The sequence below is a fragment of the Homoserinibacter gongjuensis genome, assembly GCF_030161875.1.
Taxonomy (GTDB): Bacteria; Actinomycetota; Actinomycetes; order Actinomycetales; family Microbacteriaceae; genus Homoserinibacter; species Homoserinibacter gongjuensis.
Genome location: NZ_BSVA01000001.1, coordinates 1,011,734 through 1,033,149, shown reverse-complemented (window position 1 = coordinate 1,033,149; position 21,416 = coordinate 1,011,734). Strand labels below are relative to the sequence as shown.

The 21,416-nt window shown below is 70.5% G+C and carries 25 protein-coding genes, 1 tRNA gene and 3 pseudogenes; 20 read left to right on the top strand and 9 right to left on the bottom strand.

Going from position 1 to position 21,416, the window contains the following annotated elements; translation table 11 throughout:
- Complete coding sequence (locus QQK29_RS05590; RefSeq protein WP_284298512.1) at nt 1-1,443, top strand: alpha/beta hydrolase family protein; 1,443 nt, start codon at nt 1-3, stop codon at nt 1,441-1,443.
- Between the two features lie 10 nt (nt 1,444-1,453).
- Here the strand turns inward: QQK29_RS05590 and QQK29_RS05585 are convergent, their stop codons facing one another.
- Nucleotides 1,454-1,867 carry a phage holin family protein gene (locus tag QQK29_RS05585; protein ID WP_284298510.1) on the bottom strand — a complete coding sequence of 138 codons (414 nt, stop codon included), beginning with the start codon at nt 1,865-1,867 and terminating at the stop codon, nt 1,454-1,456.
- 47 nt (nt 1,868-1,914) lie between these two features.
- On the opposite strand from QQK29_RS05585, the gene QQK29_RS05580 reads away from it, so the two are divergent.
- From QQK29_RS05580 to QQK29_RS05550, 7 genes and pseudogenes are all read left to right on the top strand, one after another.
- Nucleotides 1,915-2,979 (top strand): histidinol-phosphate transaminase, encoded by a 1,065-nt coding sequence (locus QQK29_RS05580; protein ID WP_284298508.1) that lies wholly within the window; start codon nt 1,915-1,917, stop codon nt 2,977-2,979.
- Nucleotides 2,980-3,015: 36 nt separating this feature from the next.
- On the top strand, nt 3,016-4,281 hold the full coding sequence (locus QQK29_RS05575; RefSeq protein WP_284298506.1) for a thiamine pyrophosphate-dependent enzyme: 1,266 nt from the start codon (nt 3,016-3,018) through the stop codon (nt 4,279-4,281).
- Nucleotides 4,184-5,107 carry an alpha-ketoacid dehydrogenase subunit beta gene (locus QQK29_RS05570; RefSeq protein WP_284301906.1) on the top strand — a complete coding sequence of 308 codons (924 nt, stop codon included), beginning with the start codon at nt 4,184-4,186 and terminating at the stop codon, nt 5,105-5,107. The genes QQK29_RS05575 and QQK29_RS05570 overlap by 98 nt, the downstream gene beginning before the upstream one ends.
- Before the next feature lie 34 nt (nt 5,108-5,141).
- Nucleotides 5,142-6,496: pseudogene (locus tag QQK29_RS05565) on the top strand (dihydrolipoamide acetyltransferase family protein).
- Between the two features lie 314 nt (nt 6,497-6,810).
- Nucleotides 6,811-7,628, top strand: a pseudogene (locus QQK29_RS05560) (metal ABC transporter ATP-binding protein).
- Nucleotides 7,625-8,497 carry a metal ABC transporter permease gene (locus tag QQK29_RS05555; protein ID WP_284298504.1) on the top strand — a complete coding sequence of 291 codons (873 nt, stop codon included), beginning with the start codon at nt 7,625-7,627 and terminating at the stop codon, nt 8,495-8,497. The pseudogene QQK29_RS05560 and the gene QQK29_RS05555 overlap by 4 nt, the downstream one beginning before the upstream one ends.
- Complete coding sequence (locus QQK29_RS05550; RefSeq protein WP_284298502.1) at nt 8,494-8,889, top strand: Fur family transcriptional regulator; 396 nt, start codon at nt 8,494-8,496, stop codon at nt 8,887-8,889. The genes QQK29_RS05555 and QQK29_RS05550 overlap by 4 nt, the downstream gene beginning before the upstream one ends.
- A gap of 1 nt (nt 8,890) precedes the next feature.
- On the opposite strand, the gene QQK29_RS05545 is transcribed toward QQK29_RS05550, so the two are convergent.
- The gene (locus QQK29_RS05545; RefSeq protein WP_284298500.1) at nt 8,891-9,295 is read right to left on the bottom strand and encodes a type II toxin-antitoxin system VapC family toxin; all 405 of its coding nucleotides are present in this window, start codon (nt 9,293-9,295) and stop codon (nt 8,891-8,893) included.
- Entirely contained in the window at nt 9,292-9,555 is a 264-nt protein-coding gene (locus QQK29_RS05540; RefSeq protein ID WP_284298498.1) for an AbrB/MazE/SpoVT family DNA-binding domain-containing protein, read from the bottom strand. Before QQK29_RS05540 ends, QQK29_RS05545 begins: the two co-directional genes overlap by 4 nt.
- Before the next feature lie 241 nt (nt 9,556-9,796).
- On the opposite strand from QQK29_RS05540, the gene rpmB reads away from it, so the two are divergent.
- From rpmB to QQK29_RS05515, 5 genes and pseudogenes are all read left to right on the top strand, one after another.
- Nucleotides 9,797-10,033 (top strand): 50S ribosomal protein L28, encoded by a 237-nt coding sequence (rpmB, locus tag QQK29_RS05535; RefSeq protein WP_258799129.1) that lies wholly within the window; start codon nt 9,797-9,799, stop codon nt 10,031-10,033.
- Nucleotides 10,033-10,203, top strand: coding sequence for a 50S ribosomal protein L33 (gene rpmG / locus QQK29_RS05530; protein ID WP_029145259.1), 171 nt, complete (start codon nt 10,033-10,035; stop codon nt 10,201-10,203). Before rpmB ends, rpmG begins: the two co-directional genes overlap by 1 nt.
- 3 nt (nt 10,204-10,206) lie before the next feature.
- Nucleotides 10,207-10,512, top strand: a complete 306-nt coding sequence (gene rpsN / locus QQK29_RS05525) for a 30S ribosomal protein S14 (protein ID WP_284298480.1) — start codon at nt 10,207-10,209, stop codon at nt 10,510-10,512.
- A gap of 251 nt (nt 10,513-10,763) precedes the next feature.
- Nucleotides 10,764-11,048, top strand: a complete 285-nt coding sequence (locus tag QQK29_RS05520; protein ID WP_284298479.1) for an HU family DNA-binding protein — start codon at nt 10,764-10,766, stop codon at nt 11,046-11,048.
- 101 nt (nt 11,049-11,149) lie between these two features.
- A pseudogene (locus QQK29_RS05515) lies at nt 11,150-13,200 on the top strand (bifunctional copper resistance protein CopD/cytochrome c oxidase assembly protein).
- On the opposite strand, the gene QQK29_RS18510 reads toward QQK29_RS05515, so the two are convergent.
- Complete coding sequence (locus QQK29_RS18510; protein WP_284298477.1) at nt 13,128-14,090, bottom strand: hypothetical protein; 963 nt, start codon at nt 14,088-14,090, stop codon at nt 13,128-13,130. The pseudogene QQK29_RS05515 and the gene QQK29_RS18510 sit on opposite strands and share 73 nt — an antisense overlap.
- A gap of 59 nt (nt 14,091-14,149) precedes the next feature.
- Between QQK29_RS18510 and QQK29_RS05505 the strand changes: the two genes are divergently transcribed.
- The gene (locus tag QQK29_RS05505) at nt 14,150-15,442 is read left to right on the top strand and encodes an ATP-dependent DNA helicase (protein ID WP_284298476.1); all 1,293 of its coding nucleotides are present in this window, start codon (nt 14,150-14,152) and stop codon (nt 15,440-15,442) included.
- Nucleotides 15,443-15,557: 115 nt separating this feature from the next.
- Here QQK29_RS05505 and QQK29_RS05500 read toward each other — a convergent pair whose 3' ends face one another.
- The 3 genes from QQK29_RS05500 to QQK29_RS05490 are packed head-to-tail and all read right to left on the bottom strand — an operon-like array spanning nt 15,558 to nt 16,966.
- Nucleotides 15,558-16,205 carry a biliverdin-producing heme oxygenase gene (locus tag QQK29_RS05500; RefSeq protein WP_284298474.1) on the bottom strand — a complete coding sequence of 216 codons (648 nt, stop codon included), beginning with the start codon at nt 16,203-16,205 and terminating at the stop codon, nt 15,558-15,560.
- 52 nt (nt 16,206-16,257) lie between these two features.
- Nucleotides 16,258-16,659 (bottom strand): DUF4383 domain-containing protein, encoded by a 402-nt coding sequence (locus tag QQK29_RS05495; protein ID WP_284298471.1) that lies wholly within the window; start codon nt 16,657-16,659, stop codon nt 16,258-16,260.
- A 7-nt stretch (nt 16,660-16,666) separates the two neighbouring features.
- Complete coding sequence (locus tag QQK29_RS05490) at nt 16,667-16,966, bottom strand: DUF2470 domain-containing protein (RefSeq protein ID WP_284298469.1); 300 nt, start codon at nt 16,964-16,966, stop codon at nt 16,667-16,669.
- Nucleotides 16,967-17,016: 50 nt separating this feature from the next.
- Here QQK29_RS05490 and QQK29_RS18505 point away from each other — a divergent pair, with 50 nt between their 5' ends.
- The 6 genes from QQK29_RS18505 (at nt 17,017) to QQK29_RS05465 (ending at nt 20,232) form a co-directional block, all read left to right on the top strand.
- Nucleotides 17,017-17,190, top strand: coding sequence for a twin-arginine translocation signal domain-containing protein (locus tag QQK29_RS18505; protein ID WP_431308658.1), 174 nt, complete (start codon nt 17,017-17,019; stop codon nt 17,188-17,190).
- A gap of 49 nt (nt 17,191-17,239) precedes the next feature.
- Nucleotides 17,240-17,383 (top strand): hypothetical protein, encoded by a 144-nt coding sequence (locus QQK29_RS18500; protein ID WP_431308657.1) that lies wholly within the window; start codon nt 17,240-17,242, stop codon nt 17,381-17,383.
- A gap of 232 nt (nt 17,384-17,615) precedes the next feature.
- Nucleotides 17,616-17,750, top strand: coding sequence for a hypothetical protein (locus QQK29_RS05480; protein WP_284298465.1), 135 nt, complete (start codon nt 17,616-17,618; stop codon nt 17,748-17,750).
- Nucleotides 17,751-17,801: 51 nt separating this feature from the next.
- Complete coding sequence (locus QQK29_RS05475; RefSeq protein ID WP_284298463.1) at nt 17,802-19,007, top strand: cysteine desulfurase-like protein; 1,206 nt, start codon at nt 17,802-17,804, stop codon at nt 19,005-19,007.
- Nucleotides 19,008-19,028: 21 nt separating this feature from the next.
- The gene (locus tag QQK29_RS05470; protein ID WP_284298461.1) at nt 19,029-19,916 is read left to right on the top strand and encodes an alanyl-tRNA editing protein; all 888 of its coding nucleotides are present in this window, start codon (nt 19,029-19,031) and stop codon (nt 19,914-19,916) included.
- Between the two features lie 67 nt (nt 19,917-19,983).
- Complete coding sequence (locus QQK29_RS05465; RefSeq protein WP_284298459.1) at nt 19,984-20,232, top strand: hypothetical protein; 249 nt, start codon at nt 19,984-19,986, stop codon at nt 20,230-20,232.
- A gap of 63 nt (nt 20,233-20,295) precedes the next feature.
- On the opposite strand, the gene QQK29_RS05460 is transcribed toward QQK29_RS05465, so the two are convergent.
- Nucleotides 20,296-21,105, bottom strand: coding sequence for an alpha/beta fold hydrolase (locus tag QQK29_RS05460; RefSeq protein WP_284298457.1), 810 nt, complete (start codon nt 21,103-21,105; stop codon nt 20,296-20,298).
- A 138-nt stretch (nt 21,106-21,243) separates the two neighbouring features.
- Nucleotides 21,244-21,314 (bottom strand) — tRNA-Gly (locus QQK29_RS05455).
- Nucleotides 21,315-21,416 lie beyond the last annotated feature (102 nt).

Sequence of the window (21,416 nt, the reverse complement as noted above, 5' to 3'; positions counted from 1 at the left end):
GTGGCGACACCGGACCCGGTGCGCGGCACGGATCCCGCATCCGGCTCCTCCACCACGCCGCCCAGTCCGCTCATCGTGCGCTCGGGCCGCTCGACGCTCGTGGCCACCGACGTGCTGCTCGCACACCTCCCGCAACTCGACGCCTTCGCCGACGCCATCGAATCCGACGCCCATCGCATCGCGGTGCTCGGCCTCGACACCCCACCCGGCGCCCTGCGTTCCGAGCTCGAGCGCTGCGAGATGACCGGGCTCGACCTCGCCGATCAGGTGCGCACCCTTCGGCGAGCCATCGCCATCGCGCAGAGCAGCTACGAGCTCGGCGAACGCAGCGTGATGTCGCTGCAGGATGCGGCATCCGCATGGTCGACAGGCACGCTCGCCCGTCTCGCCCTTCCCCTCCTGCCGCTGCTCGGCGCGGGCGGTGTGCTCGTCTGGAACCGGCTGCCCGGTACCGACGCACAGAAGAAGGCGGTGTTGCAGCGCTGGCTGCTCGATCATCCCGAGGTCGTCACGAGCCCCGAGTTCGCGACCCTCGTGCGCCGCGTCGTGTCGAACACCGACGATGCCGTGCTGGGGGCGTCGGGCCTGCCGCCATGGGTCTCGATGGTGCTCGGGGAACAAGGGCTCGGGATCCTCGGGGTCCAGACGAGTGCCGGGGTGCTCATCGCGGCGGGCTCCGCAAGCCCGGGTCGCGCGTTCCACGAGACGCCCGTGCGGGTCGAGCGCGTGTCGGAGACCGCCACGCCCACCCCACCGGCGGGTGCCGAGCAGCGGCTCGAGCGGGTGCCAGCCGAGGATCAGGTGCGCATCGAGCGCTACACGGCTCCCGGCGAACCGCCGCGCTACGTCGTCTACGTCGCGCCCACCCAGACCTTCTCACCCATCGCCGGCGATGAGCCGTGGGATCTCACGAGCAACGTGGCCGGGGTCGCCGGACTGCCGGCCGGATCGATCCGCGCGACCGAGCAGGCGATGGCCGACGCGGGCATCGCCCCCGACTCGGAGGTCGTGCTCGTGGGGTTCTCGCAGGGTGGGCTCGTCGCGGATGCGGTGGCCGCATCCGGAAACTGGAACACCGTCGGGCTCGAGACCTACGGCGATCCCGGTGGCGGCATCGAGCTGCCGGAGGGCATCCACGGTGTCGCCGTGCGGCACAGCGACGATTTCGTCGTGGCGACGGGCGGGGCTCAGCAAGCGACCGACCGCACGATCGTGGAACGTCGGGCGTATCCCGAGGGGTCGGCGATCCCCACCGATCTGCCGGTTCCTGCGCACCAACGCCGCGCCTATGCCGAAACGGCGCGGCTGCTCGATGCCGCCGGGTCGCCCGAGGTGCGTGCCCAACTCGATGCACTCGATGCCCTCACGCACGACTACACGGGCAGGGAGGGCTCGCAGATCACGACCTTCAGCTACCGCGCCGAGCGGGTGCCGACGAGGTGAGCTCGCCCGGTCAGCGCTTCTTGCGGGTGAGCGGCCGCAGGATGATCCCGATCAGCCAGCCGATCACACCGAGCACGATCGCCCCGAGCACGCCCCACCAGAAGCTCTCGACCGAGAGGCCGAAGCCGATGAGCGTCGAGATCCATGCCACCAGCAGGAACAGCAGGCCGTTCACGATGAGCGAGATGAGACCGAGCGTCAGGATGTACAGCGGGAACGCCACGATCTTGATCGCCGTTCCGACGATGCCGTTGACGACACCGAAGATCACCGCGAGCAGCACATACGTCCAGAACAGCGGCCACGACCAGCTCGTGCCGTCGGCCGCGGAATCCCACGACGCCACCTGCACGTGCGGATGCAGGATGAGCACGGTGAGCCAGAGAGCGAGCGCGTTGATGAGCAGGCGGATGACGAAGCGCATGCCGACATCATCCCAGCGTCGCCGCCGCCGCGCACCCCGCGCCTAGCATGAATGCCATGCCCGTCACCCTGCGGCCCGAGATCGCCGCGCTCGACCCCTACCGCCAAGGGCGTCCGGCGCCCGCCGACGCGTTCAAGCTCTCGAGCAACGAGAGTCCCTTTCCGACGCTGCCCGCCGTGAGCGAGGCGATCGCCGCATCCAGCATCATGCGCTACCCCGACGGGGCCGCGACGGCCCTGCGGGTGCGGCTCGCGGAACGCATCGGCGTGACCGTCGACGAGGTGCACGTGGGCGCCGGTTCGGTGTCGATCCTCCATCAGCTGGCGCAGGCCACCGCGGGAGCGGGCGATGAGATCCTCTACTCCTGGCGCTCCTTCGAGGCCTACCCGGGAATCGTCACGGTGACGGGCGCCACGAGCGTCACCGTCCCCCACCTGCCCGACGGATCGCACGACCTCACCGCGATGGCGGCGGCCGTCACCGACCGCACGCGTCTCGTGCTCGTCTGCACCCCCAACAACCCGACGAGTGCGACCGTGACCGCGGAGGCGTTCGAGGCCTTCATGGCATCCGTTCCCGAGACCGTGCTCGTGGTGCTCGACGAGGCCTACCGCGAGTTCGTCACCGACCCGGCCGCGGTCGACGGGCTGCCGATCCTCGAGAACCACCCCAACCTCGTCGTGCTGCGCACCTTCTCCAAGGCGTACGGGCTCGCGGGCCTCCGCGTCGGCTACGCGGTCGGGCCCTCCTACATCCTCGACGCCTGCCGGGCCACCGCGATCGCCCTCTCGGTGACCGAACCCGCACAGCGGGCGGCGCTGGCGGCGCTCGACCACGAAGACGAGTACCGCGCGCAGATCGCCGAACTCGTGCAGCGCCGCGACGAGATCCGCGACGCGCTGCGCGCCCAGGGCTGGACGATCCCCGAGCCGCAGGGCAACTTCGTGTGGCTGCCCACCGGGGCCCAGACGGTCGCCGCCGCCGAGGTGCTGGAGGAGCACGGAATCGTCGCGCGCGTGTTCGCGGGCGACGGCATCCGGGTGACCGTCGGAGAGGCAGAGTCTGTCGACAGGCTCATCCAAGCCGCGGAAAAGGTTGTGCGCACCCTCTGACTTCCGTGGAATGGAGCGCGGCATAGGGTAGAGCCCATGTCTTATACCGAGGCGACGGTTCAGCTGCTCTCGCCCCAGGGGACGCTCGTCGAGAGCGACGCGACAGCTCCCTACCTGCCCCTCATCACGGACCTCGACGAGAGCCGCCTGCTCGACTTCCACCGGCAGATGGTGGTCGTGCGGCGCTTCGACATCGAGGCGGGGAACCTGCAGCGCCAAGGCCAGCTCGCACTGTGGATTCCGAGCCTCGGACAGGAGGCCGCCCAGGTCGGGTCCGGCTACGCCGCCCGCACGCAGGATCACATCTTCCCCGCCTACCGCGAGCACGTCGTGGGTCGCATCCGCGGTCTGGATCTCATGAAGGTCATCGAGATGCTGCGCGGCCTCAGCCACGGCGGCTGGGTTCCGGCGGAAACCGGCAACTTCCACCTCTACACGCTCGTCATCGGCTCGCAGTCGCTGCACGCCACCGGGTATGCGATGGGCATCGGCCTAGACGGCGAGCCCAGCGGCGACCCCGAGGTCGACGAGGCCGCCCTCGTGTACTTCGGAGACGGCGCCACCAGCCAGGGCGATGTGAGCGAGGCTTTCGTCTTCGCCGCGAGCTACCAGACGCCGCAGCTGTTCTTCCTGCAGAACAACCACTGGGCGATCTCGGTGCCCGTCGAACGGCAGTCGCGCACACCGCTCTACCTGCGCGCAGAGGGGTTCGGCATCCCAAGTGTGCAGATCGACGGCAACGACGTGCTCGCGAGCTACGCCGTCACGCGCCACGGGATGGATGCTGCGCGGGCAGGCAACGGACCACGCTTCGTCGAAGCCCTGACCTACCGCATGGGCGCCCACACGACGAGCGACGACCCCAGCAAGTACCGCGAAGACGACGAGACGCGCTTCTGGGCCGAGCGCGACCCGATCACGCGCTACGAGAGCTATCTGCGCTCGCTCGGCGTCGGCGACGACTTCTTCCAGGACGTCGCCGCCGAGGCCGAAGACCTCGCCTCCGACGTACGTCGGCGCACGCTCGAGCTGACCGACCCGCCGACCGCGAAGGTCTTCGAGCACGTCTACACGGACGCGCATCCGCTGGTCGCCGAGGAGGCGCGCTGGTTCGCTGCCTACGAGGCGGGCTTCGAGGGGTGGAGAAGTGACCGAACGGATGCTGCCGATGGCGAAGGCCATCAACGAGGGCCTCCGCGCCGCGATGGCCGCAGACGAGAAGGTGCTGCTCATGGGCGAGGACATCGGCACCCTCGGCGGCGTCTTCCGGGTGACCGAGGGGCTCAAGGCCGAGTTCGGTGAGAAGCGCGTGCTCGACACCCCGCTCGCCGAATCGGGCATCGTCGGCTCCGCCATCGGGCTCGCGATGCGCGGCTACCGCCCGGTGTGCGAGATCCAGTTCGACGGCTTCATCTTCCCCGGCTTCGACCAGATCACCTCGCAGCTGGCCAAGCTCACCTACCGCCACGAAGGGTCGGCGAGCTTCCCGGTCGTCATCCGGGTGCCCTACGGCGGCCACATCGGCGCCGTCGAGCACCACCAGGAGAGCCCCGAGGCGTACTTCGCCCACACGCCCGGCCTGCGGGTCGTGAGCCCGGCGACCTCCAACGACGCCTACTGGATGATCCAACAGGCCATCGCCTCCAACGACCCGGTGCTGTTCTTCGAGCCGAAGGCCCGGTACTGGCAGAAGGGCGAGGTCGCCGACGACGGCGTGCCCACCCCGCTGCACCACAGCCGGGTCGTGCGAACCGGAACCCAGGTGACCCTCGTGGGCCACGGTGCGATGGTCGCGCAGCTGCTGCAGGCCGCCGAGGTGGCCGCATCCGAGGGCACGAGCGTCGAGGTCATCGACCTGCGCTCGCTCGCCCCCATCGACTACGCCCCGCTCGTCGAATCGGTGCAGAAGACCGGTCGGCTCGTGGTGGCGCAGGAAGCGCCCGGCAATGTCTCGGTCGGGTCGGAGGTCGCGGCGACGGTCGCCGAGCGCGCCTTCTACTCGCTCGAGGCGCCCGTGCTGCGGGTCTCGGGTTTCGACACCCCGTTCCCGCCCGCCAAACTCGAGGGTGTCTACCTTCCGGATGTGGACCGCATCCTGGAGGCGGTCGACCGCGCCCTCGCCTACTGACCCACCCCCGCTGTTCACCCACTGAGGAGGCCCCGTGGCCCACGCAGAGTTCCCGCTGCCGGATGTCGGCGAAGGCCTCACCGAGGCGGAGATCGTCGCCTGGAAGGTCAAGCCCGGTGACCAGGTGACCGTCAACCAGGTGCTCGTCGAGATCGAGACCGCCAAGTCGCTCGTCGAGTTGCCGAGCCCGTTCGCCGGCACCGTGACGGAACTGCTCGCCGAGGAGGGCGCGACCGTCGAGGTGGGCGCTCCCATCATCCGCGTCGACTCCGTCGGCGGCACGATCGAGCTGCAGGCCCCCGCGAACGACTCCGAGAGCCTCGGCACCGTCTCCGACCCGGGCACGATGGGCTCGCGGCCCGAAGCCGAGGATGCCGCATCCGGCTCGGTGCTCGTGGGCTACGGCTCCAAGGGGGTCACACCGCCACGCGCCGCCGGCGTCCCGGCGCGGCCGTGCCCGTCCCGGGTGCACCCGGTGCTGCGCCGTCGGCGCCCGCGCCTGCGCGCGTCGCCCCGCGCCTGCCCGGCGCGCAGGTGCTTGCCAAGCCGCCCATCCGCAAGCTCGCGAAAGACCTCGACGTCGACCTGGCCGAGGTGACCGCGACCGGACCCGGCGGCGAGGTGCTGCGCGAGGACGTCATCCGTCAGGCGCAGCAGGCGAGCGTGTTCCGCAACATCCAGACGCCCGCCTGGCCCACCGAGCGCGAGGAGCGCATCCCCGTCAAGGGCGTGCGCAAGGCGACCGCGCAGGCGATGGTCGCATCCGCCTTCACCGCGCCGCACGTGTCGGTGTTCACCGACGTCAACGCCACCCGCACGATGGAGTTCGTCAAGCGCCTCAAGGCCTCGCCCGACTTCGCGGGGGTGCGGGTGAGCCCGCTGCTCGTGATGGCGAAGGCCGTGATCTGGGCGGTGCGCCGCAACCCCACGGTGAACTCCTGCTGGACCGATGAGGAGATCATCGTGCGGCACTTCGTGAACCTCGGCATCGCTGCCGCGACGCCGCGCGGGCTGATCGTGCCGAACGTCAAGGACGCACAGAACCTCTCCTTGCTCGAGCTCGCGCAATCGCTCGAGCAGCTCACGCTCGTGGCCCGCGAAGGCAAGACCCAGCCGGCCGACATGTCGAACGGCACCATCACGATCACCAACCTCGGCTCGTTCGGCATGGACACCGGCACGCCGATCCTGAACCCCGGCGAGGTGGCGATCGTGGCGCTCGGCACCATCAAGCAGAAGCCGTGGGTGGTCGACGGCGAGGTGCGCCCGGCCTACGTCACCACGGTGGGTGCCTCGTTCGATCACCGAGTGGTGGACGGGGATGTGGCGTCGCGCTTCACCGCCGACGTCGCCTCGGTGCTCGAGGAGCCGGCGCTGCTGCTCGACTGACCGGGGTCCCTCGACGCTTCGCGGGGAGCGGATTCGGTTTCCGGACGCATGCCCCCGCGTATCGCCTGCGGCGATGCGCTCCCGCCAGTCCCGATGCCAGCGTCCGGGAACCGAATCCGCACCCCCGCTCCGCTCGACACCCCCGCGCTCCCTCCTGCTCCGCTCGACACCCGCCGCGCCCCCTCCCCGAGGGCTCGAGCCTGTCGGCACTCGATCGGCCGGGCGTTCGCGCACGGCCGGCCGATCGGCCGAGCGCGGCGGATTATCGCCGCGCCGAACTAACACTGAGAACGGTTCTCAGCTAGCATGAGCCGGTGAGCCGACCGGTGCTGAGTGTGCGCGACGCGCAATTGACGCTCGGCGCACGCACGCTGTGGTCGGGGCTTGAGCTCGATGTGGCTCCCGGCGAGTTCGTGGCCGTGCTCGGGGCCAACGGCTCCGGCAAGACGAGCCTCTTGAAGGCGATCCTCGGGCAGCATCCGCTCGCGCACGGCGAGATCCTGCTCGACGGTGAACCGGTGCGCCGCGGCGATCGTCGCATCGGCTACATCCCCCAGCAGCGCGGGCAGGATCCGGCGCTGCGCATCCGTGGCCGCGACCTGGTGCGACTCGGCGTCGACGGAGAGCGCTGGGGCACCGGATGGCCGAGCCGCGCGCGCCATCAACGCGTCGACGAGCTGCTCGATGCGGTGGGTGCCAGCCACTACGCGAAGGTGCCGGTGGCGCTGCTGTCGGGGGTGAGCAGCAGCGGTTGCGCGTCGGCCAGGCGCTCGCGGGCGACCCGCGGCTCATGCTGTGCGACGAGCCGCTCGGCTCGCTCGACCTGCGCGCGCAACGGCTCGTGAGCGACCTCATCGACCGGCATCGTCGCGAGCGGGGTTTCGGGGTGCTGTTCGTGACCCACGACGTCAACCCGTTACTCGGCATGGTCGACCGCGTGCTCTACCTCGCCGGCGGACGGTTCCGCATCGGCACCCCGGATGAGGTGCTCACCTCGGAGGTGCTCTCCGAGCTCTACCAGGCCGAGATCGACGTCATCCGCAGCCACGGCCGCGTGATCATCGTGGGCACGCCCGACCACGCGCACCACACCCACGAGCATGGCCCCGGTGCGCGGGGAGGTGCCGCGTGAGCGACTGGTGGAGCGCCCTCTTCGACTTCCGCGACTACGGCGCACTGCTCGCCCTGCTGCACAACTCGGTGCTCGCCGGGGCCGTGCTCGGCATCGCGGGCGGACTCATCGGCGTGTTCGTGATGACCCGCGACCTCGCCTTCGCGGTGCACGGCGTGAGCGAGCTGTCGTTCGCGGGTGCTGCGGCGGGCCTGCTGTTCGGCGTCGGCGTCGTCGAGGGCTCGATCATCGGGTCGCTCGTGGCGGCCGTCATCATCGGGGTGCTCGGGGCGCGAGCGCGCGAACGCAACTCGATCACAGCCGTGCTGATGCCGTTCGGTCTCGGCCTCGGCATCCTGTGCCTCGCCCTCTACCCGGGGCGGGCGTCCACCAAGTTCGGGCTGCTCACGGGTCAGATCGTCGCAGTCGACGACCCCCGGCTCGGCTGGCTCGCGATCGTGTGCGGCATCGTCGTGGTGGGGCTGCTCGTGATGTGGCGTCCGCTGTCGTTCGCGAGCCTGGATGCCGAGGTCGCTGCGGCACGCGGCGTTCCGGTGCGCGGGATTTCACTCGCATTCATGCTGCTGCTGGGCCTCGCGGTCGCCGCGAGCATCCAGATCGTGGGCGCGTTGCTCGTGCTGTCGATCCTCGTGACGCCCGCCGCGGCGGCCCTGCGGATCTCGAACTCGCCGGTCGTCGTGCCGCTGCTGTCGATGGCGTTCGCGCTCGTATCACTTGTGGGCGGCATCCTGCTCGCCCTCGGCGCGAGCGTGCCGATCAGCCCCTACGTCACGACCATCTCGTTCCTCATCTGGGTGGTGTGCGTGCTCGCAGGGCGCCGCCGCCGGGATCGACGTACCCTAGGGGCGAAGGAGGTGGTGGCGCCGTGAAGCGCAACACCTGGCAGCGTGAGGCTGTGCGTGACGCGCTCGGCCGCACCGAGGGTTTCGTGTCGGCGCAGGCGCTGCACGCCTCCTTGCGCGGCACCGGCTCGGAGGTCGGGCTCGCCACCGTCTATCGCGCGCTCGCCGACCTCGCGAGCGAGGGCGAGGCCGACTCGCTCGTGCAGGAGGGCGAGAGCCTGTACCGCGCGTGCACGCCCGGCTCGCACCACCATCACCTGATCTGCCGCAACTGCGGCACGGCGGTGGAGATCTCGGCGGATCCCGTGGAGGCCTGGGCGCGTCACGTCGCCGCCGAGCACGGCTTCACCGAGCCGAACCACGTCGTCGACGTGTTCGGGGTGTGCCCGGAGTGCACCGCGGCCGCATGCGCGCGCTGAGTCAGGCGTCGGCGGCCTCCAGCAGGCGCCAGCCCATCCGCTTGGCTGCGTCACGGTCGAAGGTGACCGCGTCAGCGACCCCGAAGAGCTCCATGCTTGCGGCGATGAGCGCATCCGGGAAGTCGGCACCCGACTCGGCGAGCGAGAGGGCGCGCACGACGCTCTCTCCATCCTCGAATTCGAGCGAATCCGTCTCGACGAGTCCGCGAATGAGTGCGAGCCGCACCGCGGGCGGTTCCCGATAGCTCCGCGCGAGGACCCATTCGAACTCTGCGAGCGCGACGTGAGTGATGAAGCCTGGCCGAGTGGTCGTCAGTGAGGCCAGCACCGCGTCGGCGGCGCGGGCCTGGCCCGGGTCATCGCGAACGATCGCGCGCAGCAAAACGTTCGCGTCGATCCCGATCAACGCTCGAGGCCCCGCATGACGTGCTCGGCAGCGGCCGCTGCGATGTCTTCGTTCATCTGGTCGATCATGACGGGCGCCCGATCCGGCCGGTACAAGAGGCCGGCGAGGTCCATGATGCTGCCCGTGCGGGCCACGATCCGGTACTGGCCATCCGACAGGCGCACGAACATCACCTTCGAGCCCGCTTCCAGATGCAGGTCGTCGCGGACCTCCTTCGGGACGGTGATCTGGCCCTTGCTGGTCATCGTGGCTGTCGGCATGAGTTGCTCCTTACTCGACATCATCTTGCCTTACAACGCCGCACTACGCAAGGCTACTGGGCGGGCGTATGCGGCACGCGGCTGGCGGATGCGGCATCCCTCGGGTAGCATCGGAGGGTTGACCGCAGAAATGCGGCCTTCTTTGTGCGCCGCCGCGACTCGAAGAGTTCACGGTATCGGCGTGCCGACAAGTGACCTTGGGTGGGGCGCTCGCCCCACGGTAGCGATTGGATAAGAAACCATGGCAGCTGTGTGCCAGGTGACCGGAGCCGTTCCCGGCTTCGGACACAACATCTCGCACTCGCACCGCCGGACGAAGCGCCGCTTCGACCCGAACGTGCAGAAGAAGAAGTACTACGTGCCCTCGCTCAAGCGGACCGTGACCCTGACGGTCTCGGCTAAGGGCATCAAGGTGATCGACGCGCGCGGCATCGAGTCCGTCGTCGCCGAGATCCTCGCGCGTGGGGAGAAGATCTGATGGCCAAGAAGGCACAGGACGTCCGTCCGATCATCAAGCTGCGTTCCACCGCCGGCACCGGGTACACCTACGTGACCCGCAAGAACCGTCGCAACAACCCCGACCGCATCGTGCTGAAGAAGTACGACCCGGTGGTGCGCAAGCACGTCGAATTCCGCGAGGAGCGCTAAGACATGGCCAAGAAGAGCAAGATCGCCAAGAACGAGCAGCGGAAGGTCGTCGTCGCGCGTTACGCCGCGAAGCGCCTCGAGCTGAAGAAGGCGCTCGTCGACCCCAACTCGACCGACGAGCAGCGCGAGGCCGCCCGTGTCGGCCTGCAGAAGCTGCCCCGTGACGCCTCCCCGATCCGCGTGCGCAGCCGCGACGCCATCGACGGCCGCCCCCGTGGTGTGCTGACGAGCTACGGCATCTCGCGTGTGCGGTTCCGCGACATGGCCCACCGTGGCGAGCTGCCCGGTGTGACCAAGTCGAGCTGGTAACACCGCTTCCGCATTCACGTCCGAAGGGGCGTCGGCATCGCGCCGGCGCCCCTTCGTCGTGTTCGCAGCGGCACAACCCTCAACCAACACCTGAGGTCGACCTGGGCGAAAAGCCCCGAAACGCCCGGAAATGTCGGGGATCGCTGGTAGTTTCGAGCACGGTTCAGGGGTCGACAACCTCGGGGCCGACCCCGCGACTTCCCCACCGGGGAGTTCGCATCGAGATCACGAAAAACGTCCGAGGAGGACACATGGCTGACACCCTCAACAAGAGCGACCTCGTCGCCGCGATCGCCGCCGAGACCGGCGAGAGCCAGGCGGCCGTCGGCAAGGTCGTCGACGCGTTCTTCTCCGTCGTCGCCGCTCAGGTCGGCGGCGGCAAGAAGGTCAGCATCCCCGGCTGGCTGTCGTTCGAGAAGACCCACCGCGCTGCGCGTGCGGGCCGCAACCCCGCGACCGGCGAGACCATCCAGATCGCCGCGTCGAACGGCGTGAGCGTCAAGGCCGGCTCCAAGCTGAAGGCCGCCGTCAAGTAAGGCACCTTCCGAGCCTGCAGGGGCATCGACCATCGTTGGTCGGTGCCCCTGCTGCATTCGCGGGGTCGGTGCCGTTCGGCGCGCGCACGTAGGCTGGATGCGTGCGGCGCCTTGCGTGGGTCACCGGACCCGCCCTTCTTCTTCTCGCCGCCCTCGCGGCGGTGCTCATCGCGCTCGCCGTCGGCGGCGGCGCTGCGCCGCTCCCGCTCGTCGACCCCGGCGCGGTGGTGCGCTACGGCATCCCGATCGCGACGGTTCTCGTCGACCTGGGTGCCGCCGCGACGATCGGCGCGCTCGTGCTCGCCGTGTTCGCGCTCACGCCCGGTGAGAAGGCGTACGACCGCGCCGTCGACGTGGCCGCCGCGGGCGCTGCCGTCTGGACCGTCGCATCCGGGGCCATGGCCTTCCTGCTGTTCCAGAGTCTGCACATCTCGGCGCCCACCCTCGACGACGTGTACGGCCAGCAGTTCGGCACCTTCCTCACGGCGGTGCCGGTCGGGCGGGCGTGGCTCACCGTGACGCTCGTGGCCGCCGCCGCCACGGCCGTGTGCTTCGCGGTGCGCAACTCGACGATGCTCGCGATCACCGCGGGTGGCTCGATGCTCACGCTCCTGCTCATCGCGCAGCAGGGTCACGCGGGGGCCACGGCCGATCACAATGTCGCGGTGAGCGCCCTCTGGCTGCACATGGTGTTCGCCGGTCTCTGGGTGGGCGGCCTGCTCGCGGTCGTGCTCGTGCGTCGTCTCGTCGACGGCGACCGGCTGCGCGTCGTGCTCGCGCGCTACTCGAGCATCGCGCTCGTGTGCTTCATCGTCGTCGCCGTCTCGGGGTATGTGTCGGCGGCGATCCGTATCGGCGAGCTGCCCGAGCTGCTGACCCCCTACGGGCTCATCGTGCTCGGCAAGGTCGGCGCGCTGCTCGCGCTCGGCGCGTTCGGCGCCGTGCAGCGCCGCTGGGCGATCTCGCGGATGCGGGAGGGCGCCTCGCGCTGGTGGTTCCGGCTGCTCGTGCTCGGCGAGATCGCCTTCATGGGCATCGCGAGCGGACTCGCGGCCGGACTCGCCCGCACCGCCCCGCCGGTGGAGGAGATCCCGGCGACGGAGCTCGCGAACCCGACACCGGCCGAGTACCTCACCGGCCGCGCGCTGCCGCCCGAGCTCACCCCCATCCGCTACCTGACCGAGTGGCAGCTCGAGCTGCTGTGGGTGCTCGTCGCGGCGTTCGCGGCGTTCTTCTACCTCGCGGGCGTGTGGCGCCTGCACCGTCGCGGCGACAGGTGGCCGGTCTACCGCACGGTGCTCTGGCTCGCGGGTCTCGCGTCGTTCGTGTGGGTCACCAACGGTGCGCCCGCCGTCTACGAGCAGTACCTGTTCTCGATGCACATGCTGGGGCACATGGTGCTCACCATGGCGATCCCGATGCTGCTCGTGCTCGCCGCCCCCGTGACGCTCGCGGCCCGCGCGATCCGCAAGCGCACCGACGGGAGCCGGGGCGGGCGCGAGTGGATCCTGTGGGCGGTGCAGTCGCCGGTCGCGAATGTGCTCACCAACCCGATCGTGGCGGCCGCCATCTTCGCCATCTCGCTGTGGGTGTTCTACTACACGCCGATTCTGCGCTGGGCGGTCACCGACCACGTGGGCCATCTGTGGATGGTGGCGCACTTCCTCATCTCGGGCTACCTGTTCGTGCTCGTGCTCGTCGGCGCCGACCCGGTGCGCAAGCGGCCGCCGTACGCGCTGCGGCTGCTGCTGCTGCTCGCCACGATGGCCTTCCACGCCTTCTTCGGCCTCGCGATCATGTCGGACACCGGCCTCATGCTCGCCGACTGGTACGGCGCGATGGGTCGCACCTGGGGCTGCCGCCGCTCGAGGACCAGGCCTGGGGCGGCGGGATCGCATGGTCGGTCGGCGAGATCCCCACCGTCGCGCTCGCCGTGGTGGTGTCGGTGCTCTGGGCCCGCAGCGACGACCGCGAGGCGAAGCGCCGCGACCGCGCCGCTGACCGCGACGGCGAGGCCGAGCTCGCGGCGTACAACGCGATGCTCGCTCACCGCGCGGATGCGGGCGGCCGGGCAGAGACTCAGCCGGCGGAGTCGGCCGAGTCGACGGCGGGCGCCAGCACGACCGCCGAGCCGTCGAAACCCACCCGGTAGGCCGCCGAGAACGGAACGTCCTGTTCGAGCGTCGACACCGACCCGTCGAACAGCGACTGCACGTCGACCCGCAGGTGCGCGACCCCGTCGGCCCCGATGAGGGCCCACGATCCCACGTGCTCGTGTGGCGCGAGCCGCACGCGCGGCAGCTGCGAGATGGTCCATTCGGGCTCGGACGCCACCCGGTTCTCGATCGCGTAACCGAACGGGCACCCGGTGGGGAAGAGCACGTGCTGGTCGGCGCACGCCGCGAGGGCGTCGGCCAGCGCCTCCTGCGCGGCATCGAGGAAGGTCGCGCTCGGCACGATGTCGATCTCGACCGAGGTCTCGCCACCGACGGCCGCGATGGTCACCTCGTCGGCGGTGAGGAACTCCGAGTCGTGCGCGAAGCGGTACACACCGGGGGTGAGCGTCGCGAACACGGCGGGCGCACCATCCGCGATCTCGAGCGGCAGGCGCCCGACGGCGAGTCGCTCGTCGCCCGTGGTCGTCACGCTGAGCGCCGTGATCGGGGAGCGCGCGAAACCCCACTCGGGGAACAGCGCGAGGCGGGTGCCGACCCGCTCGATGTGCAGCGTCGCGCGGCCGCTCGTGCTGCCCGAGGTGAACGCGACCGTCACCCGGTGCACCCCGTCGTCTTCGGTGTCGCCCACGAGCTCCCAACTGAACGTGTCGAGCGCGAGCGGGTCGAGCATCCGCTGGTCGAGCCCCTCGGCATCTACTCCGGGCAGGGCGAGCACCTCGTCGACGCGCCCGTCGGCGAGCGAGGTCAGGTAGTCGCGGGCGAACGCGGATGCCGAGAACACCGTGGCATTCGCGATCGCGACGCCCGCGATGATCGAGCCCGCGAGCACCACCACCGCCCCTACCCAGCCGATCACGATCCGCACGGTGCACATTCTGCCGTGTGCGTCTGAAGGAGAGGTCGCGGCTCGGTTAGCCTGCTGTGATGCCGCGCACCGATCTCGCCCCCGAGCAGCGGGCGGTATTCGAGGCGATCGAGACCACGCGCGAGCACATCTTCGTCACGGGTCGCGCGGGAACGGGCAAGTCGACGCTGCTCGAGTACCTCGCCTGGAACACCTCGAAGCAGCTCGTGATCTGCGCGCCCACCGGCGTTGCGGCGCTCAACGTGGGCGGGCAGACCATCCACTCGCTGTTCCGGCTGCCGATCGGCGTCATCGCCGATCACGAGATCGAGCAGTCCGCCGAGCTCAAGAAGCTGCTGAACGCGATCGAGACGCTCGTGGTCGACGAGGTGTCGATGGTCAACGCCGACCTGCTCGACGCGATGGACCGCAGCCTGCGGCAGGCTCGCCAGAAGCCGCACGAGGCCTTCGGCGGCGTGCAGCTCGTGCTGTTCGGCGATCCGTTCCAGCTCGCCCCGGTGCCGGGCGACGGCGACGAGCGGGCCTACTTCGCCGACCGCTACCGCTCGATGTGGTTCTTCGACGCGCGGGTGTGGGAGGAGGCCGACCTCACGATCTACGAACTCGGCACGATCCACCGGCAGCACGAGCTCGAGTTCAAGCAGCTGCTCAACGCCGTGCGCCACGGACAGGTGACCGCCGAGATGGCGGGCCGGCTCAACTCGGTCGGCGCGCGCCCGGCCCCCGACGACGGCACGATCACCCTCGCCACGACGAACGCCACCGTCACACGCATCAACCAGGCGGCGCTCGGCCGGCTGCCCGGCCGCATCCTCTCGGCCGTCGCCGATGTGAATGGCGACTTCGGTGGGCGCGCGTACCCCGCCGACGAGAAGCTCGAACTCAAGGTCGGCGCTCAGGTGATGTTCCTGCGCAACGACGCCGGGGGAGAGGGTCGCTGGGTCAACGGCACGATCGGCGAGGTCGTGCGCATCTCCGACAACGTGACCGTCGAGATCGACGGTGAGCGGCACGAGGTGGCCCCGGCCACCTGGGAGCGCTACAAGTACAGCTACTCACCCGTGACGAAACAGTTGACGCGGGATGTCGTGGCCGAGTTCACGCAGTTCCCGCTGCGGCTCGCATGGGCGGTCACGATCCACAAGTCGCAGGGCAAGAGCTACGACTCCGCGATCGTCGATCTCGGGCAGCGCAGCTTCGCGCCGGGGCAGACCTATGTCGCCCTCAGCCGGCTGACGGCGCTCGACGGGCTCTACCTGTCGCGACCGCTGCGGCCGAGCGACATCATCGTCGACGACAACGTGCGCCGCTTCATGGAGCGGGCGAAGCCGATCCCGGGCATTCGGGCGTAGGGGGCGCTGGTTTCGAGACGCGCCCTGCGGGCGCTCCTCAACCAGCTGGGCAGTCAGGTGGTTGAGGAGCGCCGCGCGAAGCGCGACGCGTCTCGAAACCGCCGCCGCACCTGCCCTACGCCGCGGCCTTCGCGCGCGCGAGGTCGTCGAACAGCTCGGTGTTGAAGCGGTACGCGAGCAGCACCTCGTCGATCACCCGCTCGCGTTCGGCGGCATCCCACGTCACCCGGTCGAGCTCGTCACGGTAGGTCTGCTTGAACGCCTGCGGGTCGGCGATCTCGTCGAAGAGGTAGAAGCCGACGCCGTTGCTCTCGAATCCGAAGCGCCGCTGCATGACGCGGCTGATGAACTGCCCGCCCGAGAGGTCGCCGAGGTACCGCGTGTAGTGGTGGGCGATGAATCCACCCGACCAGCGTTCCTCGGCGACGCGGCGGATGCGGTCGACATAGGCGCGGGTCGTCGGCAGCGGGGCGATGCGGTCGCGCCAGTCGGCGCCGAGCAGGTAGTCGAGATCTGCTTCGAGGGCGGGCAGGCGCGTGAGGCGCGGGGTCGCGAACTGGGCGACCACGGCATCCGCGGCGAACGCCGCCTCGGCGCTCTCGAGGGCGTCGTAGATGAAGTAGTGCTGCGCGACGAGGGCGATGTAGTCCTCGCGGGTGCCGTCGCCCTTCATGAGGTCGGTCATGAAGCCGGCGCCCTCACTGTCGGAGTGGCCAGACCAGGTGCGCTCGCGGAGGGCCTGCGAGAAGGGCAGCACGGACACGGGACTCCTTTGGTGAGGTTGCCCTTAGTTTATGGCTGCCTGAAGGTTGGTGCTAGCCCCGTGCCGCATCCGCTTTCGGTCGCGCGGCCCCCAGGCCGGTGGCCAGCAGGCCCGAGGATGTCGCGAAGTGCACGACGTTGTCGGCCCCGTTGAGCGCCAGAACGTTGGCGGGCGTGCTCACCACGAACAGGCCGACCATGCCGAGCACCAGCAGCAGGGTGCCGGCCGCGACGTTGATCGGGCGGGCGAGCGCCTCGCCGCGGATGGTGCCCGCGGCGAGGGCGAGAGCGATCACGAGGTGCAGCGCGGCAAGCGGCACGCTCGTGCCGAGCACGCCGGCGATGAGCGGCCCGAGCCGGGGGTCGGCGGGGGCGAGCGAGACGACCAGGCCCCAGGCGCCGAGCACGGCGAAGAGCGCAGCGCCCACGATCGCGGCGATCCGGTTCGGCGTCATCGGCGGCTCAGTCGTGGGGGCGCGGTTCGACGCCGAGCTTGCCGCACGCGGCGTCGTAGAGCGCCACGATCTCGCGACGCAGCTGGGGGCGCTCGCTGAGCTCCTGCGACCACGGCAGGTGCAGCTCGGCCTCCTCCCCCGCGACGGTGTAGCGCCAGGTTCCTCCGCGGTGGTCGAGGTCGATCATGCGCGCGGATTCCGGATCGCGACCCGCGAAGGCGCGCACGATGAGCAGGTTGTCGTCGATGTGGTCGTCGTTCATGTGATGCAGCACGGCCTCGACGACCTCGGGGGCGAAAACGGTCACGGGTTCACGCTAATCGACCATTTCCGGAAGACGTCTGTTGAGATGGTGGGGTGGACGAACACGGTGAGCCACACCGGGACGGCACGAGCAGGCGTGACTTCCTGCGAGCAGGCGGCGCCGCGGCCGCCGGCGTCGTCGCGGGCGGGGTCGTCGGCGACCTGGCCCACCACCACCCCGCAGTACCTGCCGCCGAACCCGCAGGCCGAGGATCCGCATCCGGGTAACGCCCACCGCGACAAGCCGCTCAGCCCGCCGGCGCAGGGTCTGCTCGGCTTGCTGCTGGCGAAGTACGGCAACCCGGAGCACATCGACCCGCACAGCTACGGCGACGCCTACGAGGTGCTCACCAGCTACGGGGTGGGGCTGTTCGGGCAGCAGGGCACGACGCCGTCGGCACCGGCCACCCCGATCCCCTGAACCGCGGCGCACCCGGAAGCAGCGCAGATGAGCCTCGAGCTGGTCGTCGTGCTCGCGCTGCTCGCCGTGGCGATCGGGATGTTCGCGCTCGGGCGTCCGCGGACGGGTGTCGTCGCCGTGCTCGTGATCGTCGCGTTGCCGCTCACCGGCATCCTGAGCGTGCAGGAGGCGCTCGCGGGATTCGCGGATCCGAACGTCGTGCTGGTCGGGGCGCACTTCGTCGTCGGTGCGGGTGTCGTCGGTCAACACGCTCGTGGTGGAACCGGGGCGTTACAGCTTCGGCGACTTCGTGAAGGTGGGGGTGCCGTTCACCCTCGTGGTGCTCGTGGTGAGCGTGCTGCTCGTGCCGGTGCTGCAGCCGTTCTGAGTGCGGCCGGCGGCGCGCGGTCGCACGCGGATGCGGCGATACGGTGTGGCCATGAGCTTCGACGTCGACGCCTTCCGCCTCCGCTTTCCTGCCCTCCAGACCGGCATGGCGCACTTCGACGGGCCTGGCGGCACGCAGACGCCGCGCGAGGTGGGGGAGGCGATCGCGCGCGTGCTCACCGGTCCGCTGTCGAACCGCGGCGCCGCCACCCTGGCCGAGCGCAATGCGACGGATGCGGTGCTCGCGATGCGCGAGGCCGCGGGCGACCTGCTGGCTGTTCCGGCATCCGGCGTCGTCTACGGACGTAGCGCGACGCAGCTCGCCTACGACTTCTCGCGGCACCTGTCGCGCGATTGGGGGCCGGGCGACGAGGTGGTGGTGACGCGTCTCGACCACGACTCGAACGTGCGCCCGTGGGTGCAGGCGGCCGAGCGCGCCGGGGCGACGGTGCGCTGGATCGCCGTGGATCCCGCGACCGGTGAACTGGTGCTCGACGACCTCGCCGAGGTGCTCTCGCCGCGCACGCGCCTCGTCGCGGTCACGGCCGCCTCGAACCTGATCGGAACGATGCCGCCCGTGCGGCAGATCGCGGATGCCGCCCACGCGCAGGGCGCGCTCGTCTACGTCGACGCCGTGCACTACGCCGCCCACGAGCTCATCGACCGGCAGCAGTTGGGCGCCGACTTCGTGGTGTGCTCGCCCTACAAGTTCCTCGGGCCGCACTGCGCGGTGCTGGGCGCCGACCCCGCCCTGCTCGAGACGATCCGGCCCGACAAGCTCGAGCCCTCGACGAACGCCGTGCCCGAGCGATTCGAGTTCGGCACCCTGCCCTACGAGACCATGGCGGGCGTGACCGCCGCGATCGAGGTGCTCGCGGGCCTCGCCCCCGGGGAGGCGACGGACCGGCGTGCGGCGCTCGCGGGATCGTTCCGAGCGTTGCACGCGCACGAGTCGGCGTTGCTGGCGAGGCTCGAGCGGGGCGTGTCGAGCCTCGGCGACCGGGTCACCGTCTGGTCGCGGGCCGCGCGGCGCACGCCGACCCTGCTCATGACGTTCGCCGGTCGCTCGGCTGGGGAGGCATCCGCGTTCCTCGCAGCGCGTGACGTGCACGCGCCGGCGGGCAACTTCTACGCGCTCGAGGCGTCGCGCGCGCTCGGCCTCGGCGATGCGGGCGGACTGCGGGTGGGGCTCGCGCCGTATACGACCGTCGGCGAGATCGACCGGCTGCTCGAGGGGCTCGCCGACTTCCTCGGCTGAGGGCGCGGATAGCCTGAAGGGGTGGACCTTCCCCCGACGCGAGTGAGCTACCCGGATGGTGCGGTCGCCTCGACCGGTACGGTGCTGCATGTCGAGGCGCTCGCGGGCGGCCGCTCGGCGGTCGTGCTCGATCGCACGGCATTCCACCCGGTCGACGCCGCGTGGCCCGACCAGCCCGCCGACCGCGGATCGCTGCGCTGGGCGAGCGGGTCGGGCGCGATCGTGGACGCGGTGACGGGCGGCGTTCGCGAGGGCGAGCTGCTGCTCGGTGCCGAGCTGCCGGTGCGGATGGGCACACCCGAGTGGACCTTCGTGGTCGCGCACCTCATCGAGGGCGAGGCGCCCGCGGTGGGTGAGCACGTGGAGGTCGCCGTGGATGCCGAGCATCGGCGTGCGCTCAGCGCCGGGCACACCGCGTGCCATCTGGCATCCCTCGCACTCGACGCGGCGCTCGCCGACGCTTGGTCGAAGCCGGTCGGCAGCGACGCGCTCGGCCATCCCGCCTTCGACGATCTCGCGATCCAGAGTTCGCGCATCGAGCCGTTCGGTTCGCTCGACGTCTACCGGGTCGGCAAGTCGCTGCGCAAGAAGGGCTTCGACCCCGCGGCGCTGGCAGACCCCGATGCCGTGGCCGCGCGGGCGAACGAGGCGCTCGCCGCGTGGGTGGCGGCGGGCGCGCGCATCCGCATCGACCGCGACGGCGATGAGCTCTCGACGCGCCGCAGTTGGGTGTGCGAGCTGCCGGAAGGCGAGGTGCGCATCCCGTGCGGGGGCACCCACCTGACGGGCCTCGACGGGGTCGCCTCGGTCGCGGTCGCGCTCGACACGGTTGCGGTGCCGGGCGGTGCCGAGTTGACGATGCGCACGACAGCCGAGCCGGCCGCCGCCCCTGCTCAGCCCCCGCGCTGACCGCGCTCCTCGCGCGCACCTCGGCTAACGGCGACGTCCCCAACACCCTCCGAAAGAAGGAGTTGACATGACCAGGAAGCAAACATGGATCGTCGGCGCCGTGCTGCTGGTGCTCGGCGTGATCGCGACCGTCATGGGGCAGACGTGGCTGTGGGCGGAGATGGACACGGTGGACGCCGCCGGCCCTGGCGGGCCAGGCGGAACCTTGTTGGGATTCGGAGGCATCACCACCATCGTCGGGGCGTTGCTTACCGTAGCTGGCATCCTCGTGCTGATCGTCGCCGCCGTGCGCGCAGGGCGATCACGCACGGCTTGATGCTCAGGCTGGCTCGACGTCGGTGGTCGTCAGGGATCCGGCTGGTCCGCCGCCGCGCGAGCCTCACCGAGCGGTAGCACCCCACAATTCGCGCACGAGCTCGATCGTCTCGTCGGGCGACTCGAGCGGCGTCAGGTGCCCACCGGCCGCGACGCGCGAGGTGCCCCGCGGCATGAGCGCCGCGGCGGCTTCCGCCTGCTGGGGAGTCCAGAGCGGGTCGTCCTCCGTCGTCACGTGCAGGGTCGGCACCGGGATGCGGGGCAACAACGGACGCAGGTCGGGGCGCCCGAGCGAGATCGAGCGGATCGCGGTGAGCAGCGCGCGGCGGTTCAGCCGACGTAGGCACTCCTGCACGTAGCTCACGGCATCCGGGTCCGCCTCGCGGGTGCGCGACGACAACAGCGCACTCGTGACGCCCGAGAGCACGGGACCGCGGGCGCCGATCAGGCGGTAGACGCGCACGAGCAGACGCACGCGCGGCAGCTCGTCGGCGCTGAGCGCCTGCACGGGAGAGTTGAAGGCGGCCAGGGTGCGCACCCGCTCGGGGTTCGCCGCGGCGAAGGCGATGCCCACGTGTCCGCCCCACGCGCATCCGAGCCAGTCGACCGCATCGGTGACACCCACCGCGAGGAGCACCTCGGCCGCGGCGACGACGCAGTCATCGAGCGTGTACGGGCGCGACGGCGACCCGCTCCCGCCGTGACCGGGCCCCGTGATCCGCACCAGTCGCCTGTCGCGCGAGAGGGCGGGGGCCACCCCGTCCCATGAGCGGTCATCGGCGTACAGGCTGTGCCACAGCACGGCGGTCGCGGGACCGTCGCCGTCGACACGGACCCGCAAGGAACCGAGTGCGGTCGGGATGTCTTTCTCCATGGTTGCCATATTGGCCCTGCCGACGCGCGGACATGACGCCGCGGAGCCTCTGGCGGCGGGAGCCCACCCCAGGGTTCGATTCACTGCGCAACACGAATGCTCCGTCGCACGGCCGGTGGCCGCACGCCGGAGCATGGGAGGGGCTGACGGGAATCGAACCCGCGCTGTCTGCTTGGGAAGCAGAAGTTCTGCCATTGAACTACAGCCCCGGATGCGCGATCGAAGATCACACGGATGGTGCGCGTTGAAGTCTACCGGCACCGGCAACCCGCGCCGTCACCCGCTCTGGGGTCGACGGAATGACAAAGATG